At 29.3% G+C, this 16,319-nt stretch carries 18 protein-coding genes and 1 riboswitch; of the genes, 13 read left to right on the top strand and 5 right to left on the bottom strand.

Annotated elements, in window-relative coordinates:
- Positions 1-28 precede the first annotated feature (28 nt).
- From xrtF to SHK09_RS14375, 5 genes are all read left to right on the top strand, one after another.
- On the top strand, positions 29-565 hold the full coding sequence (xrtF, locus tag SHK09_RS14395) for an exosortase family protein XrtF (protein WP_319811487.1): 537 nt from the start codon (positions 29-31) through the stop codon (positions 563-565).
- Entirely contained in the window at positions 562-993 is a 432-nt protein-coding gene (locus tag SHK09_RS14390; protein ID WP_319811486.1) for an exosortase F system-associated membrane protein, read from the top strand. The genes xrtF and SHK09_RS14390 overlap by 4 nt, the downstream gene beginning before the upstream one ends.
- A 44-nt stretch (positions 994-1,037) precedes the next feature.
- Positions 1,038-1,442, top strand: a complete 405-nt coding sequence (locus SHK09_RS14385; protein ID WP_319811485.1) for an HYC_CC_PP family protein — start codon at positions 1,038-1,040, stop codon at positions 1,440-1,442.
- Between the two features lie 73 nt (positions 1,443-1,515).
- Entirely contained in the window at positions 1,516-3,759 is a 2,244-nt protein-coding gene (locus SHK09_RS14380; RefSeq protein ID WP_319811484.1) for a TonB-dependent receptor, read from the top strand.
- Between the two features lie 20 nt (positions 3,760-3,779).
- Positions 3,780-4,178: a heavy-metal-associated domain-containing protein gene (locus tag SHK09_RS14375; RefSeq protein ID WP_319811483.1), complete on the top strand. Its 399-nt coding sequence runs from the start codon at positions 3,780-3,782 to the stop codon at positions 4,176-4,178.
- Between the two features lie 152 nt (positions 4,179-4,330).
- Here SHK09_RS14375 and SHK09_RS14370 read toward each other — a convergent pair whose 3' ends face one another.
- Together SHK09_RS14370 and ahcY are read right to left on the bottom strand one after the other, a co-directional pair.
- Positions 4,331-5,137, bottom strand: a complete 807-nt coding sequence (locus SHK09_RS14370; protein ID WP_319811482.1) for a DNA/RNA non-specific endonuclease — start codon at positions 5,135-5,137, stop codon at positions 4,331-4,333.
- 420 nt (positions 5,138-5,557) lie between these two features.
- Entirely contained in the window at positions 5,558-6,871 is a 1,314-nt protein-coding gene (ahcY, locus tag SHK09_RS14365; RefSeq protein ID WP_319811481.1) for an adenosylhomocysteinase, read from the bottom strand.
- 63 nt (positions 6,872-6,934) lie between these two features.
- Between ahcY and SHK09_RS14360 the strand changes: the two genes are divergently transcribed.
- Positions 6,935-7,561: a 4'-phosphopantetheinyl transferase family protein gene (locus tag SHK09_RS14360; RefSeq protein WP_319811480.1), complete on the top strand. Its 627-nt coding sequence runs from the start codon at positions 6,935-6,937 to the stop codon at positions 7,559-7,561.
- A 9-nt stretch (positions 7,562-7,570) separates the two neighbouring features.
- Here SHK09_RS14360 and SHK09_RS14355 read toward each other — a convergent pair whose 3' ends face one another.
- A complete protein-coding gene (locus SHK09_RS14355) occupies positions 7,571-7,924 on the bottom strand; it encodes a DUF983 domain-containing protein (RefSeq protein WP_319811479.1) in 354 nt (117 codons plus the stop codon).
- A gap of 94 nt (positions 7,925-8,018) precedes the next feature.
- Here SHK09_RS14355 and SHK09_RS14350 point away from each other — a divergent pair, with 94 nt between their 5' ends.
- The 7 genes from SHK09_RS14350 (at position 8,019) to SHK09_RS14320 (ending at position 15,607) form a co-directional block, all read left to right on the top strand.
- The gene (locus tag SHK09_RS14350; RefSeq protein ID WP_319811478.1) at positions 8,019-8,891 is read left to right on the top strand and encodes a helix-turn-helix domain-containing protein; all 873 of its coding nucleotides are present in this window, start codon (positions 8,019-8,021) and stop codon (positions 8,889-8,891) included.
- 32 nt (positions 8,892-8,923) lie between these two features.
- Positions 8,924-9,649, top strand: coding sequence for a geranylgeranylglyceryl/heptaprenylglyceryl phosphate synthase (locus SHK09_RS14345; RefSeq protein WP_413774286.1), 726 nt, complete (start codon positions 8,924-8,926; stop codon positions 9,647-9,649).
- A gap of 405 nt (positions 9,650-10,054) precedes the next feature.
- Positions 10,055-10,687 carry a nicotinamide riboside transporter PnuC gene (pnuC, locus tag SHK09_RS14340; RefSeq protein WP_319811476.1) on the top strand — a complete coding sequence of 211 codons (633 nt, stop codon included), beginning with the start codon at positions 10,055-10,057 and terminating at the stop codon, positions 10,685-10,687.
- A complete protein-coding gene (locus SHK09_RS14335) occupies positions 10,648-11,307 on the top strand; it encodes an ATP-binding protein (RefSeq protein ID WP_319811475.1) in 660 nt (219 codons plus the stop codon). The genes pnuC and SHK09_RS14335 overlap by 40 nt, the downstream gene beginning before the upstream one ends.
- A 9-nt stretch (positions 11,308-11,316) precedes the next feature.
- Positions 11,317-11,721, top strand: coding sequence for an alternative ribosome rescue aminoacyl-tRNA hydrolase ArfB (gene arfB / locus SHK09_RS14330; protein WP_319811474.1), 405 nt, complete (start codon positions 11,317-11,319; stop codon positions 11,719-11,721).
- Between the two features lie 186 nt (positions 11,722-11,907).
- Positions 11,908-11,998, top strand: a riboswitch (TPP riboswitch).
- Between the two features lie 102 nt (positions 11,999-12,100).
- Positions 12,101-14,449, top strand: coding sequence for a TonB-dependent receptor (locus tag SHK09_RS14325; protein ID WP_319811473.1), 2,349 nt, complete (start codon positions 12,101-12,103; stop codon positions 14,447-14,449).
- A gap of 294 nt (positions 14,450-14,743) precedes the next feature.
- Entirely contained in the window at positions 14,744-15,607 is an 864-nt protein-coding gene (locus tag SHK09_RS14320; RefSeq protein WP_319811472.1) for an RNA polymerase sigma factor RpoD/SigA, read from the top strand.
- A gap of 74 nt (positions 15,608-15,681) precedes the next feature.
- Here SHK09_RS14320 and SHK09_RS14315 read toward each other — a convergent pair whose 3' ends face one another.
- A complete protein-coding gene (locus SHK09_RS14315) occupies positions 15,682-15,948 on the bottom strand; it encodes a heavy-metal-associated domain-containing protein (protein ID WP_319811471.1) in 267 nt (88 codons plus the stop codon).
- Positions 15,949-15,953: 5 nt separating this feature from the next.
- Complete coding sequence (locus SHK09_RS14310) at positions 15,954-16,319, bottom strand: rhodanese-like domain-containing protein (RefSeq protein ID WP_319811470.1); 366 nt, start codon at positions 16,317-16,319, stop codon at positions 15,954-15,956.

The following is a 16,319-nucleotide window of genomic DNA, read 5'->3' as shown; positions in this document are numbered from 1 at the left end:
AAGATGCAAAATTAAAGTAAATTATATTGTGAAAAAACATAAAAACGTTGTCATTTTTCTAATTAAGTTTTTTGCAACTTATTTTATACTATTCGCCATATATTCTACGTACCTAAAAAATTCTCAAGAAAAAGAAGGTGCATTTAAAACTGCTTCAATAACAACTTTAGTAGCAGACCAAACTGTAGATTTAATTGAATTTTTTAATTTTGATGCAGGAGCATATCAACATAAAAAAGAACTTTCTGTAAAGCTTTTAATTGAAGGAAATTACACCGCCAGAGTAATTGAAGGTTGTAATTCTATAAGTATTATTATTTTATTTATTGCTTTTATAATTGCATTTGCAGGCTCTATAAAAGCAACAATTATATATTCTTTCTTAGGTAGTTTATTTATCTACACTATAAATATTGTAAGAATTGCATTCTTAGCAATAATGATTTACAAATACCCTAGACATCAAGAGATATTACATAATCTAGTATTTCCTGCAATAATATATGGTGTTGTATTTTTACTTTGGGTAATTTGGGTTAATAAATTCTCTAACTATAAAAAATGAACAAATACATAAAGATAGTATTGCTTTTAATATTTATTTCACTGTTATTTTTAGTGAGGGCTTTTTCTGCTGAATTGTTTTACGATCCTTTAATCGAATATTTTAAAAACGATTATTTATATACAAAAATGCCACAAATAGATATTTGGCGTTTAGTTGTAGACATGCTTTTTAGGTATGTATTAAACGCTACATTAACTATTGGAATTATTTGGGCACTTTTTGAAAGGAAAGATTATGTGAAATTTACTGGTTTTTTCTTAATGGTCGCTTTTATGATTTTAATTATTGTGTTTGTTTTTATACTAAGAAATCAATTTGAAAACGGCTACCTACTGCCTTTCTACATTAGAAGGTTTATAATACATCCTTTATTTTTACTTATTATTTTACCTGCTTTTTACTTCCAAAAATTAAGTAATAGGTAGATTTGTAGAAAAATAGCATTTCATTTTGTAAATTTGCAATCTAGATGAAAATTATCATTACTAAAATAACATCCTTTTTATTAGCCTTTTTAGTGCTATTCTCTACTTTCTCTTTTACAGTTGAAAGTCATTATTGTGGTGATTTTTTAATTGATAGTTCTTATTTAGGTGAAGCTGAAGTTTGCAAGAGTGATTTGAAAGATGATTTTTCTGTAGCAATGAAAGATTGTTGTTCAGATGAAGTTCAGAAAATCGAAGGACAAGACGAATTACAAATACTTGGTTCTCAGAAATTTGACTTTAAAAAACAGCAATTATTTACCAATTTATTTTTTATTGATAGCAATCTTTTTGTTGAAATAAATGCTAATTATAAGGTTCTCGAATACAATTCCACTCCTTATATTCCTATTAATCAACAAGTTTTATATCAATCTTTCTTAATCTGATTTTATTCTAATTCCAACTAAAAAAAGCTTCTTTCTCAAGAGGGCTAGTTTTAATTATTATAAATAAATATCAATGAAAAAATATATATTTAGTAGTTTAATACTACTATTTCCCTTATTTATTTCTGCTCAAACTAATTTGAAAGGAATGATAATGGACAAACAAAATCCTGAAAATAATTTAGGTGTTGCAGGAGCAACTGTTAATTGGCTAAACACAAGTATTGGTGCAATTACCAACGAAAAAGGCTGGTTTACGATACCGTACAAAAAAGAGTACAAAAAATTAGTTGTTAGTTATATTGGCTATAAAACAGACACTATAACTATTACTAGTTTAAACCCAATTCATCATTTTATAACTTCAGAAAGTGATTTAGAAGAAATAACTATTAGAGCTAAAAGAGATGCTGTTCAGAAATCTTTATTCGCAACAGCAAATACTTTTACTGTAAATAATGACGAGTTATTAAAAGCTGCTTGCTGTAATTTAGCAGAAAGTTTTGAAACAAACCCTTCTATAGATGTTAGTTTTTCAGACGCCTTAACAGGCACACGACAAATACAAATGTTGGGTTTAAAAAGTCCGTATTTGCAAATTATGCAAGAAAACATCCCTTCAATTAGAGGTGCTGCACAAGCTTTTGGTTTAACCTTTACACCAGGTACTTGGGTAGAAAGTATTCAAATTACTAAAGGTGCAGGTTCTGTAGTAAATGGTTTCGAGAGTATTTCTGGGCAAATAAACGCAGAATTAGTAAAACCTTTTTCAGACAATAAATTTTTCTTAAACGCTTACAGTTCTTTAAATGGAAGATTAGAACTTAACACACATTTTAACGAAAAAATTTCAGAAAAATGGCAAACCGGTTTATACATTCACGGTAATTATAGAGGAGAAAAATTTGATAAAAACAACGATAATTTTTTAGATGCGCCATTGGCAAATCAAATAAATGTAATGAATCGTTGGCAATATACAGATGCGCAAAATGGTTGGGTTAGTTTTTTAAATGTCCGTTTTTTAAATGATGAAAAACAAACAGGAGAATTAAACTTTAACCCAGAAACAGATAAAGGAACCACCAATGCTTGGGGAAGTGAAATAGACACAAAACGTTTCGAAACTTCAGCAAAATTAGGTTATGTTTTTCCAGAATTGCCTTTTCAAAGTTTTGGCTTGCAATTGGCGTACAGCAACCATCAACAAGATTCTTATTTTGGTTTAAATGTGTATGATATTAAACATGAAAGCTTCTATTCTAATTTGCTCTTTAACTCTATTATTGGTGATACTAGAAACAAATTTAAAACAGGTATTAATTTTACATATGATAAATTTAATGAACTTGTAAACACCACAGATTATAGTAGAAAAGAAAAATCTTTAGGTGCTTTTTTTGAATATGCTTTCGATAACTTAGATAATTTTAGTTTAACAGCAGGTATTCGTGTAGACACACATAACTTACTTGGTACTTTTATTACACCAAGAATTCATGTAAGATATGTACCATGGGAAAAAGGTGTCTTTAGAGCTTCTGCAGGTAGAGGAAAAAGAAGCGCTAATATTTTTGCAGAAAACCAGCAAATATTTGCAAGTTCTAGACAAATAAATATTGATAATGTTGGTGGTAATATCTACGGATTAAACCCAGAAATTGCATGGAATTATGGTGTTTCTTATTTACAAAAATTTAATTTATTTGATAAAAAAGGAGACATAACTTTCGATTTTTATAGAACAGACTTTAGCAACCAAGTTGTTGTCGATTGGGAAAATCCGCAAGAAATTTCTTTTTATGATTTAAACGGAAAAAGTATTGCAGACAGTTTTCAAGTAGAAGTAAATTATGAATTGGCAAAAAACCTTAATTTAAGAACTGCTTTTAAATATTTTGATATTTCTACAGATTATAAAAGTGGAAGTTTACAAAAACCAATTCAGCCCAATAATAGGTTCTTTGCCAACGTTTCTTACGAAACAGAAGCTAAAGAAAATAGTGCACAATGGAAATTTGATGTAACCTTTAATAACATAGGAAAACAACGTTTGCCAAACACAGCAAGTAATCCTTCTCAATATAGATTACCCGAATATTCTGAACGTTATAGTTTGTTAAATTCTCAAATAACTAAAGTCTTTTCTAATAAATTTGAAGTTTATGTAGGTGCAGAAAACCTAACAAATGTTCAGCAAAAAAATCCTATTTTAGCTAGTGATGATCCTTTTGGCTCAAACTTTGATACCACAATTGTGTATTCACCAATTTTTGGACGTGCAGTTTACGCAGGTTTACGATTTAAAATTAAGTAACAAATTCTAAAAATAAAAAAATGAAAAAAATAATATTCATATTCAGTTTATTCTTAATTGGCTTCTCTACGCAAGCACAAGATATAAAAGAGGTTAAAAAGAAGAAAAACGCAAAAATTACTTTCGAAGTAAACGGCATTTGCGGTATGTGTAAAAAGCGTATAGAAACTGCTGCTTTAAAAACTAAAGGCGTAAAGTTTGCTATTTGGGATGTTAAGTCGCATCAGATAAATGTAATTTTAGATGAAAGGAAAACTCCTTTAGATTCTTTAAAACAGAATATTGCAAATGTTGGGCATGACATTAAAGGTTTTAAGGCAAGTGATGAAGCTTATAACTCTGTACACCCTTGTTGTAAATACAGAGACAGTAAAATTATTTTAGATCACGAAGGTGAACTTAAAAAAGAGAAAAACTAAAGTTCGCTATAATAATTAAACGGTTTTTTTTTAACCCTTTTTTTACTAAAAAAAGCGGGTAGAGAAAGCTTGTTGAAACGCCCAAAAATAAAAACCCTTTCATTAATTTGAAAGGGTTTTTATTTTTATTATATAATTCTATTATGCAGTTATTAAAAACTCCAGTTTTTATAATTACTAGAGCTTTCTAATTCCTCTTCTATTGTATCGTCTAGTTCTTTAAAGAAATCGATACCTGTTATTGCTTCTATCTTATCTACTGAAACCACAAATTTATACAATGGTAAATTAGATTCTTTGTGTGGCATTAGAAAAGCCAACATTTTAATGCTACCATTTGTCTTGTCTAAAATTACTTTATAAAACTGATTTGGCACAGAAACGGCTTCACTTCCAATCGTTTTTAAATTATTTTCTAGAACTCCGCCAGTAATTACAAAAACACCATCGTTTTTTTTAGCCCAATAACGTACTTTTTGTTCTAAACGATTCCAAACACCTGCATTAAATTTGTGTTCTTGCGGACTAATATTACTTGTTAAAAAGGTTTCGTCATGTGCTGCTTTGGTAAAGCGTCTGTCTGCTGCAGGACATAAATGCCCTTTGTCGTAACCAGATTTTTTATAATTACGCCAATGTGCTGCTTTGGTTTTTACTGCATTATCTATTTCGAAATAAGGTCTTTTGTAATTTGTACTACTTAAGTCTGATGCTTTTAATTCGTAAGCAACCCATTCTGCTTGTTCGTGTTTTTCGCTGTATGATAATGAATAATTTTGATGATGTACTACTTGATTTGTTGTGCTTGTTGGTAAAAAATACTTATTTGTAGTTGCTTTTGGTGTTTTACCATTTTCTATTACAAGACCCTCTTCTTTAGAATTTAAAAATTGTTCGTAACCATAAACAGCTACTAAAATGATGATTGCTATTATAGATAGTAGTTGTTTTTTCTTCAAGGTAAATTTTTTATTAATTTTAATTATTGCAAAGATATGAAAGAATGAGAAAATTAGATTAATAAAAAAGGTTTAGGACTTTGCATGAGGTTCCTAAATTACCTAAAAAAGCTCTTTTTAGAATGATAAAAAAGAACAATATTAGTATTAAAGCCGTTCTTAAAAAATAATATTCTTTTTATAAGCTAAAACGCTGCGTTAGGGATTGAACGGTCTGTTTGAGCTCTTTTTGTTTTTTCAACAAAAAAGCGAGTAGTGAAAGCCTGTTAAAACGCCCAAAACAAAAAACCTTCCCAAATTAATGGAAAGGTTTTTTTAAGTATTATGACATTTCTAAATTGCCTAAAGAGGCTCATTTCGAAATGGCAGATAGTTTGTGAAGTTTAATTGTTACTAACAACTAAAACTTAACTACTATTTTTAGTATCTGTAGTGCTCTGGTTTAAAAGGCCCTTCTACAGTTACACCAATATAAGAAGCTTGGTCAGAACGTAATTCTGTAAGCTCTACTCCTATTTTAGCTAAGTGTAAAAATGCTACTTTTTCATCTAAATGCTTTGGTAACATATATACTTCGTTTTCGTAAGCATCTCTGTTTGTCCAAAGTTCTATTTGAGCCAAAGTTTGGTTTGTAAATGAATTAGACATTACAAAACTTGGGTGACCAGTTGCACAACCTAAATTTACTAAACGACCTTCTGCTAACAAAATAATATCGTTTCCGTTAATGTTATATTTATCTACCTGAGGCTTGATAGTGTCTTTTGTATTACCGTGGTTTTTGTTTAACCAAGCCATATCAATTTCATTATCGAAATGCCCAATATTACATACAATAACCTTGTCTTTCATTGCTTCGAAATGACGACCTTGTATAATATCTTTGTTTCCTGTAGTTGTAATAATAATGTCTGAATTTGCAATAACAGTTTCTAAACGCTTAACTTCAAAACCATCCATTGCAGCTTGTAAAGCACAAATAGGATCGATTTCTGTAACCGTTACAATAGAACCTGCTCCTTTAAAAGAAGCTGCTGTTCCTTTACCAACATCACCATAACCACAAACAGTTACACGTTTACCAGCTAACATAATATCTGTTGCTCTACGAATTGCATCTACTGCAGATTCTTTACAACCATATTTGTTATCGAATTTAGATTTTGTAACAGAATCGTTTACATTAATTGCTGGCATTGGTAAAGTTCCTGCCTTTACTCTGTCATACAATCTATGTACACCTGTTGTAGTTTCTTCTGATAAACCATTAATTCCTGCAGCTAATTCTGGGTAACGATCTAAAACCATGTTTGTTAAATCTCCACCATCATCTAAAATTAAATTTAATGGTTTTTTATCTTCTCCAAAGAATAATGTTTGTTCGATACACCAGTCAAATTCTTCTTCTGTCATATCTTTCCAAGCATACACAGGTGTTCCTGCAGCAGCAATTGCAGCAGCAGCCTGGTCTTGTGTAGAGAAAATATTACAAGAACTCCAAGTTACTTCTGCACCTAAAGCTTGTAATGTTTCAATTAAAACAGCTGTTTGAATTGTCATATGTAAACATCCTGCAATTCTTGCTCCTTTTAATGGTTGCGAGTCTCCATATTCTTCTCTTAAACTCATTAAACCTGGCATTTCTGCTTCTGCCAATAAAATTTCTTTTCTTCCCCAATCTGCTAAAGAAATATCTTTAACTTTGAATGGTACGTAAGCTGTATTTTTGCTCATATTTATGTATATTTATATTCTAATTTTTCGAAGTGCAAAGATACTACTTAGATTTTAAAATATATGGCTCTTTACAAAACATTAACGGTAAATAAAACAACTAAAGTCCTGATTTGGAAGATTGAAGAATCTATTTCTGAATTACAAGCAGGAATTAAGCTATCAGAAAATAGTTCAACTCGCTTGAACTCAATGAAATCTGATTTGCATCAAAAAGGATTTTTAAGCATTCGCCATCTACTAAAAAAAGCTGGTTATTCAGATTTTGATTTAATTTATGATGAATTTGGAAAACCTCATTTAAAAGACGGTAAATTTATCTCTATTACACATTCTTTTACTTTTACAGGTATTATAATTTCTAATGATTTACATGTTGGTATTGATATTGAAATGCAACGTGATAAAATTCTAAAAATTGCTCATAAATTTACACCTGTTGAAGAATATAAAACCATTGCTAACCACGATGCTTTAATAAGTAAATTAACTATTGTTTGGGGAGGAAAAGAATCTTTATATAAAATCTACGGAAAGAAAAAATTACGTTTTTTAGAAAACATATATATTGAAGATTTTAAGTTCGAAAATGAAAAAACAACTGGAGAAATTAGATATAATGGAGAAACAACTTCTTATAACGTTCAGTTTTTAGAATTTGAAGGCTTTACTTGTGTGTTTGCTTTTTAATAAAAAAAACTAATCATTGCTATAGAACATATAAATCCAAATAGATCTAGAAATTCTAAAATTAATAGTACTTAATAAAATTGCTGTTGTAATAGCTACAAAGACTACACTTATGTAAGAAAAGTCTAATATAAATTTAAACAAAACAACGCTTGCAATCATTTCTACAGCTACAAGTGCATAACTAACAAACATAGCTCCAAAAAAGAAACCTGGTTCTTTTTCAAATTTAAAACTACACTCATTGCAAATTGCATTCATTTTAGGTGCTCTAAATAACAGAAGATTCCCTAATTCACTATACATTTTTCCTTTTTTACAATTAGGACATTTACATTTTAAAACATCAATTACATTTGCCATATTATCTAATTTAACAATAGAACAAAATTAAGTAGATAAAACTGTATTTATCATATAGTATAATCGCCATTTTTTGTACTTTTAGGACATTCTTATGAAGATACCTGTTTTAAAAATTGATCAATTTCAAGAATCCGAATCGTTAAATGATTTGTACGTCAATTCTTTTTCAAATCATATCGAATTGAATAAAGAGTTAATTAGCAAACCACATAGTCATAATTTTTATTTGTGTGTTCTTTTTACTGAAGGAACGGGTAAGCATGAAATTGATTTTAATTCTTACCAAGTAAACCCAGGTAAGGTGTTTTTTTTAAAACCCGGACAAACACATTCTTGGAAATTTGACACGCAACCAGAAGGATTTATCTTTTTCCATTCTCAAGAATTTTATGAGATAAAATTCTTAGACCATACACTTAAATCTTTTCCTTTTTATTATTCTAATCAAAACCCGCCTTTATTAGAATTGTCTAAAATAAAAATGAAGCTATTAACAACAAAGTTTAAAGAAATGTACCTAGAGTATCTGCAACAAAACCTATTAAAAGAGTTAAAAATTATAAACCTTATTAATAGTATTTATATAGATTTAACCAGGGCTTATACTGCAGATGTTAATTTAGAAAAACTAATTTCTCCTAGTTATTCTATTATACTAGAAAATCTAGAAAACTTAATACATAAAAACTTTTATAAAGAAAAATTACCTAAATTTTATTCCGATCAATTAAACATAACAACAAAACACCTTAATAGAGTTGTAAAAAAAACACTAAACAAAACTACAAATCAATTAATTTCTGAAAGAATTATCTTGGAGTCAAAAAGGTTAATTATCCATTCTGGAAATAATTTAGCTGCTATTTCAGAAACTTTAACATTTTCAGACTATGCTTATTTTTCTAGATTTTTTAAATCGAAAACTGGGTTTACACCAATGAATTTTAGAAAAAAATATTCTTAATAGAAATCTCCTTGTAATTTATTATTTTCGCTATCGTGAATAGCTACCAAAACATTTTATCTGCAAAAAAAGAGGGCAAAAAACTACTTGCAGTTCTAATAGATCCTGAAAAAATAAATTTAGAAAATATTTCCGTATTTTTTGAAAAAGTACACCAATCTATAACTACTCATATTTTTGTTGGTGGAAGCACAGATAAAGACAATCTAACAGATAAAGTTGTTGCCGCAATTAAAAAAACAACGCATTTACCTGTTATTCTTTTTCCTGGTGATGTTTCGCAAATCTCACAAAAAGCAGACGGAATTCTATTCTTAAGTTTACTTTCTGGTAGAAACCCAGAGTATTTAATTGAACAGCAAATAAAAAGTGTTCCGTTTTTAAAGAATTCTTCTTTAGAAGTTATTTCTACAGGATATATATTAATTGATGGGAAAAAAGATACAGCTACCCAAAAAGTAAGCAACACAAAACCAATTGCTCAAGAAAACACAGAACTCATTTTAAACACTGCTTTAGCTGGCGAATTTTCTGGTAAAAAATTAATTTACTTAGAAGCCGGTTCCGGAGCAACTGAGGTTGTCAGCCATAATATTATCACTCTTGTGAAAAATAATTTATCTATTCCTTTAATTGTTGGTGGCGGTATTCGTTCTAAAACTCAATTAGAAAATGCTTTTAATGCTGGCGCAGATTTAGTGGTTATTGGTACTGCTTTCGAAGATGATGAAACGTTTTTTAATCAACTTAAAAAATAATACGCTATAATATTTATTCTTGTTTGTCTTTTCAACACTAGGTTAAATCTCATAACAGGGATAACGCAACACTAACCAAACCTTATGGGATTTCTCCCAAAAGGTAGAAATGACAAAACTGAGTGCAGCAAAACTCAACAAAAAGAAACCCCAACAATTGTCTTTTCGACGATAGGAGAAATCACATAACGAGATAACTAAACACAAAACCACAAACTTGTCATTTCGACGATAGGAGGAATCACATAACAGGGATAACACAGCACCAACCATCTTATGGGATTTCTCCAAAAAGGTCGAAATGACAGTAGTTGTGTTTTTTAAGTAGTTTTTAAATGAATTATAAATTTTGCCTTCACTAATAAAAACAGAAAAGATTACATTTACATATTCAAATAAAACAAAATGTTAGAAATTATTGATTCCCTTTTTGGACAATACAAAACATATGAAACAATAGATATTGTTTTAGAAATTATTGCCGTAATATTTGGATTTTTGTCTGTTTGGTATTCTAAGCAAAATAAAATTTGGGTTTTTCCTACTGGTATGGTAAGCACTCTTATTTTTGTGTATCTTCTTGTAAAATGGGAACTTTTAGGTGATATGATGATTAACGCATATTATTTTATAATGAGTGTTTATGGTTGGTATATTTGGACATATAAAAGTGATGGAGAAAATGAAACACCTATTACTAGAACAACTTTAAAAGAAAAAAAGCAAAGTATTCTCATCTTTCTAACAACACTTATTTTTGTTTTTGCTGTATATACTTATTTTGAAAAATGGACAAGTTGGACAGCTTATGTAGATACAATTACAACCGCAATTTTCTTTGTTGGTATGTGGTTAATGGCAAAACGTAAAATAGAAAACTGGATTTATTGGATTATTGGAGATATTATTTCTGCTCCTTTATACTTTTACAAGGGATTTACTTTTACTAGTTTTCAATATTTAATATTTACTTTTATTGCCATTTTTGGCTATTTAGCATGGAAAAAGAACTTAAACAAGACCCAATTAACATCGTAAAAGTTGTTTTATTTGGGCCAGAATCTTCAGGTAAAACTACACTTTCTCGTCATTTAGCACGTTATTACAGTACTGTTTGGGCTCCTGAATTTGCCCGTGAATACTTACAAGATAAATGGAATAACGAGCGTAAAACTTGTGAGAAAGAAGATTTGCTTCCTATTGCAATAGGGCAAATGAAATTAGAAAATTCTTTAGCAAAAAAAGCAGATAAAATTCTAATTTGCGATACAGATTTATTAGAAACCAAAGTATATTCTGAAGAGTTTTATGGTGGTTTTGTTGATGAAAGACTAAACGAAGCGGCAAGCAAAAATAAATATGACTTATATCTGTTAACGTACATTGATACGCCTTGGGAAGAAGACGATTTAAGAGACAGACCTGGACAACGTTTAGAAATGTTTAATGCTTTCGAAAAATCTTTAATAGACAATAAAAGACCTTATATTCTATTAAAAGGTGATAAAGAAACTCGTTTAAAAAACGCTACGGAAGCCATAAATAAAATTATTGCTAATAAAAAAGATTTACATTCATTTTCAGATTCTTTACAAGACTTAGACATGCATTTCTTACATCAAAATACAGGTGATTTTGGTAATTCTTATGATTATTAAATAATTAAGATGCATACAGAAATACTTATAAGAGAACTTAATTTTAAAGCAACCAGAAGTTCTGGCGCTGGCGGGCAACATGTAAATAAAACGTCTTCTAAAATTGAATTAAGTTTCGATTTAGAGAATTCGCTTGCTGTTTCTGAAAATGAAAAAGAACTTTTAAAAACAAAACTTTTATCCAAACTTACAAAAGAAAATGTGCTCATTCTTTTTTGTGAAGAAACACGCTCTCAACACAGAAATAAAGAACTTGCTATTAAACGTTTTTTAGCATTGATAAAAACGAATTTAATTCGTCCTAAAATAAGAAGGAAAACAAAACCTAGCAAAGGTGCTATAAAAAGAAGGGTAGAAACTAAAAAAAGAACTTCTGTAAAAAAAGCACTTAGAAAAAAGCCAAAACTAGATTAAAATAAATTTTATTTTAGTGAAATAGATAATTACATAGACAAGTTTAGCCCTGATTGAACGGTTTGTTTGAGCTCTTTTTTAGTCCTTTTTAGGATAAAAAAAGCGAGTAGTGAAAGCAGGAAATAGCTTCTTAAAAAAAAGACGTTTGTTGTTTTCTATGTCAGAAATCTAACTTAATTTTGCTGCGTTCTCATAAAGGGGTGCTTTAAAAAGCTGAGATCATACCCAATGAACCTAGAACAGATAATGCTGTTTAGGGAAATCGAACATCTTTACAAGGATTTAGAGATTACTTTGTTGTAAACTCTTTGTAATGATGAAACCAATTATTCAAAATACAAGAATAATTACCTCTTTTTATTCGTTTTAAATTTTTAAAATGAAAAAAATTACTATTTTTTTATTCTTATTTGTAAGTATTCTTGCAAACGCCCAATCCTATACTCTTTCTGGAAAAGTTGTAGACAAAAACAAACAACCATTAGCTGGAGCTTCTGTCTTTGTTAAGGAAATTAAAAAAGGAACATCTACAAATTTTGATGGTAACTTTAGTATTAACTTACAAAAAGGATCTTATACGGTTGAAGTTTCTTTTATAGGTTACACTACTATATCTGAAAAAATTACACTTTCTAAAGATGAAGAATATGTTATTGAATTACAAACTGGCTCTACTGTTTTAGAAGAGGTTTTAGTTTCTGCTGTTCGTGTAAATGCAGATGTGCCTGTTACATTTTCTAATTTATCTAAAAAAGAAATTGCAAAACGTAATTTAGGACAAGATATACCTGTATTATTAAATTATTTACCAAACGTAGTTTCTTCGTCTGATGCTGGTACTGGTGTTGGTTATACTTATATGAGTGTTCGTGGTTCTAATGGCGAACGTATTAATGTTACCGTAAACGGAATTCCTTATAACGATGCTGAAAGTCATGGTTCTTTTTGGGTTAATTTAGGTGATTTTGCTTCTTCTACTCAGAATTTACAATTGCAGCGTGGTGTTGGTACATCTACAAACGGTTCTGGTGCTTTTGGTGCTAGTTTAAATATTTTAACAGACGCTGTTTCTGAAGATGCTTCTGCAGAAATTAATAATTCTTTTGGGTCTTTTGGCACAAGAAAACATACAGTAAAATTTAGTACTGGAAAAATTAACGATCACATAGAAGTAGCAGGACGTTTGTCTAATATTTATTCTGATGGTTATGTAGATAGAGCTTTTGCAGATTTAAAATCTTATTATTTACAAGGAAGTTATACCGATGAAAATACGCTTATTAAAGCGATTACTTTTGGCGGAAAAGAGAAAACTTACCAAGCTTGGGAAGGTTTAACAATAGATCAATTAAAGGAAGATAGAAGACAAAACCCTTATACTTATGAAAACGAAGTAGATGATTATAACCAAAATCATTATCAATTACATTGGAACGAAAAGTTAAATGATAATTGGTCTACAAATATTGCTTTAAACTATACTAAAGGTTCTGGTTTTTTTGAACAATTTAAAGAGGAAGAAGATGCTGAAGACTTTAATAATTTAATTGTTGATGGTAGTGATGTAATTGTTAGACGTTGGCTAGAAAATGATTTTTATGTTTTTAATTTTAATACAAATTACAAAACAGATAAAATAAATCTTATTACCGGAGTTTCTTACTCTAATTATACTGGTAAACATTTTGGCGAAATTATTTGGGGTGAAGATTTAGCACCAAATGTAAATATTAGAGATCAATATTATTTTTCTGATGCAAAGAAAACAGATTTCTCTTTATTCGCAAAAGCAACGTTTGATATTTCAGATAAATTAGCTGGTTATGTAGATTTACAAGGACGATTTGTTGGTTATCAAACAGCTGGTTTAACATCTAAAAGAAAAGCAATAGATGTAGATGCCAACTTTAGCTTTTTTAACCCTAAGTTTGGGTTAACTTATAAAATTAATAAGAATAATAACTTATATACTTCTTTTGCAGTTGCTAATAGAGAACCAAATAGAAACGATTTTGAAAACGGAGTAACAACTCATGAAACATTAAATGATTTAGAATTTGGTTGGAGATTAAAATCTGAAAACATAAAATTAAATACCAATATTTATTATATGGATTATAAGAATCAGTTAGTTTTAACTGGTGCTTTAGATGATGTTGGTGCGCCAGTAAGAGCAACTTCTGGTAGTAGTTATAGATTAGGTTTAGAAATAGATGCAGATATTCGTTTAAATGACTATTTCTCTATTAGACCAAATGCTGCTTTTAGTTCTAACAAAAATAGAAGCTTCTTTATTACAAGAGATGGTGTTGCAGAACCACAGGCTTTAGGTAAAACCGATTTGTCTTTTTCACCAGATGTTGTTGTAGGAAATATTTTTACATATAAACCATTAGAAAATTTACAATTCTCATTTTTATCTAAATATGTAGGTAAACAATTTATGAGTAATTTTAGTAGCGCTATTTCAGATAATGACGTTCTAGATAGTTTCTTTACATCTGACTTTAACGTAGTTTATGAAATAAAACCAACCAAAATATTTAAATCTATTGTATTTTCTGCTTTAGTAAATAATATTTTTAATAAAGAATATGTAGACAGAGGCTATTACTATACTTTTGATGATACTTGGTCTAATGCAGGCGTTACTACAACTGTAGATGGTGCAGGTTATTACCCACAAGCAACAAGAAACTTCTTAGTTGGTGTTTCATTGAAATTTTAAAAAACCGTCAATTTTTAATCATTTTTGATTGATTTTAGTTAATAAACTAATAAAACGAGCGTTTTCTTTGGAAAATCGCTCGTTTTTTCGTATATTAAAAATCGATGAGAAACACTACTGTCTTCACAAATAAAAACACAAGAATTAATCATATTGATTTTTATCTATTGAGAGAATTCACTCTTTCTGTTTTCTAATTCTCATTACTTCATTTAGCCTTCCATTGTTCTACTAGAACTTATTTCTCTTAAGAACTATCTACGTTCATTTAATCTTTAAAACCCCAATACACATATGAGACAACTTAAAATTGTAAAACAAGTAACCAATCGTGATGCAAAATCTTTAGAAAAATATTTTCAAGAAATTAGTAAAATTGGGCTTATTACTGCAGATGAAGAAGTAGAATTAGCTTTGAAAATAAAAAAAGGAGATACTAGGGCATTAGATGCACTTGTAAGCGCAAATTTAAGGTTTGTTGTATCTGTTGCAAAACAATACCAAGGACAAGGATTAAAGCTATCAGATTTAATTAATGAAGGGAACTTAGGTTTAGTAAAAGCTGCAAAACGTTTTGATGAAACTAGAGGTTTTAAGTTTATTTCTTACGCGGTTTGGTGGATTCGCCAATCTATAATGTCTGCACTTGCAGAACAGTCTAGAATTGTACGTTTGCCTTTAAATAAAATAGGAAGTATTAATAAAATTAGAAAAATATACGCTCGTTTAGAACAAGATGAGCAACGTATGCCTACAAATAAAGAAATTGCTAAGCAATTAGACATGTCTGAGACTGAAGTAGAACAGTCTTTAAAAAACTCTGGAAGACACGTTTCTATGGATGCTCCTTTGATAGAAGGAGAAAACTCTAGCATGTATCATGTTTTACAAGGAAACGATTCGCCAAAGCCTGATAATGAATTAATGAAGCAATCTTTAAAGTTTGAAATTGATAGAGCCTTAAATACGCTTACTGTTAAAGAGGCAAAGGTTATAAAAATGTTTTATGGTATTGGAGATGAACCAGAATCTAGCTTAACAGAGATTGGAGAAAAATTCGATTTAACACGAGAACGTGTTAGACAAGTAAAACAAAGAGCTATTCTACGTTTACAGTCTAAATCTAAAACACAAATGCTAAGAACTTACTTAGGATAGAGAAATATAATTTATTTATAAAGTTAAAAAAAAATCATAAATAAAAAAGCGAGCTTAAAGCTCGCTTTTTTTATTTATGAATCTATTCTACCAACAGCGCAACTAACAAAAGATTTTGCTTTGTGAACTATTGTATTTTTATCTCCTACTTCTGGATAGCCTAATTTAGATAGTTTTTCTTTTACTAATAATAAGTTATCTACTTCAGATGTTATAGAAACAATAGATTTATCTACATTAACATCAACTTCTTTTATAGAATCTAAGCTTAACAATCCTTTTTTTATTGTTGCAGCACAACCACCACATTTTAAGTTTTCTATTTCAATTTCTATTTTCATAATATTTAATTTTCGTTTTGCCATTGGTTATATCCTCCTATGACATTTACAACATTAAAACCTTTCTCTTTTAAAATTATTGAAGCTTTGCTACTTCTGTTTCCTGTTCTACAGTATAAATAAACAGGTTTTGTTTTATCTAATTGCTTAGATGCTTTGCTATAAAAATCCGCATCAAAATAATTAGCAAAAAAGGCTGTTTTTATTGATCCTTCATTCACTTCTGTAGGACTTCTAACGTCTAATAATTGAATGCTATCTTTTTCTAATAAGACTTTTAAATCTTTTGTAGTTATTGTTCTTATTTCATCTTTTGAACTACAATTTATAAAAAAGAAGCTCATCAATACAAAACATAAAATATTTTTCAT

Source organism: Polaribacter sp. PL03, from assembly GCF_033875165.1.
Lineage (GTDB): Bacteria > Bacteroidota > Bacteroidia > Flavobacteriales > Flavobacteriaceae > Polaribacter.
This window is presented reverse-complemented; position numbering and strand designations above follow the sequence as displayed.

Coding starts and splice junctions, on each gene's coding strand:
- SHK09_RS14390 (WP_319811486.1), top strand. CDS start 562: ATGAACAAATACATAAAGATAGTATTGCTTTTAATATTTATTTCACTG.
- SHK09_RS14385 (WP_319811485.1), top strand. CDS start 1,038: ATGAAAATTATCATTACTAAAATAACATCCTTTTTATTAGCCTTTTTA.
- SHK09_RS14380 (WP_319811484.1), top strand. CDS start 1,516: ATGAAAAAATATATATTTAGTAGTTTAATACTACTATTTCCCTTATTT.
- SHK09_RS14375 (WP_319811483.1), top strand. CDS start 3,780: ATGAAAAAAATAATATTCATATTCAGTTTATTCTTAATTGGCTTCTCT.
- ahcY (WP_319811481.1), bottom strand. CDS start 6,871: ATGAGCAAAAATACAGCTTACGTACCATTCAAAGTTAAAGATATTTCT.
- SHK09_RS14360 (WP_319811480.1), top strand. CDS start 6,935: ATGGCTCTTTACAAAACATTAACGGTAAATAAAACAACTAAAGTCCTG.
- SHK09_RS14355 (WP_319811479.1), bottom strand. CDS start 7,924: ATGGCAAATGTAATTGATGTTTTAAAATGTAAATGTCCTAATTGTAAA.
- SHK09_RS14350 (WP_319811478.1), top strand. CDS start 8,019: ATGAAGATACCTGTTTTAAAAATTGATCAATTTCAAGAATCCGAATCG.
- pnuC (WP_319811476.1), top strand. CDS start 10,055: ATGTTAGAAATTATTGATTCCCTTTTTGGACAATACAAAACATATGAA.
- SHK09_RS14335 (WP_319811475.1), top strand. CDS start 10,648: ATGGAAAAAGAACTTAAACAAGACCCAATTAACATCGTAAAAGTTGTT.
- arfB (WP_319811474.1), top strand. CDS start 11,317: ATGCATACAGAAATACTTATAAGAGAACTTAATTTTAAAGCAACCAGA.
- SHK09_RS14325 (WP_319811473.1), top strand. CDS start 12,101: ATGAAAAAAATTACTATTTTTTTATTCTTATTTGTAAGTATTCTTGCA.
- SHK09_RS14320 (WP_319811472.1), top strand. CDS start 14,744: ATGAGACAACTTAAAATTGTAAAACAAGTAACCAATCGTGATGCAAAA.
- SHK09_RS14315 (WP_319811471.1), bottom strand. CDS start 15,948: ATGAAAATAGAAATTGAAATAGAAAACTTAAAATGTGGTGGTTGTGCT.
- SHK09_RS14310 (WP_319811470.1), bottom strand. CDS start 16,319: ATGAAAAATATTTTATGTTTTGTATTGATGAGCTTCTTTTTTATAAAT.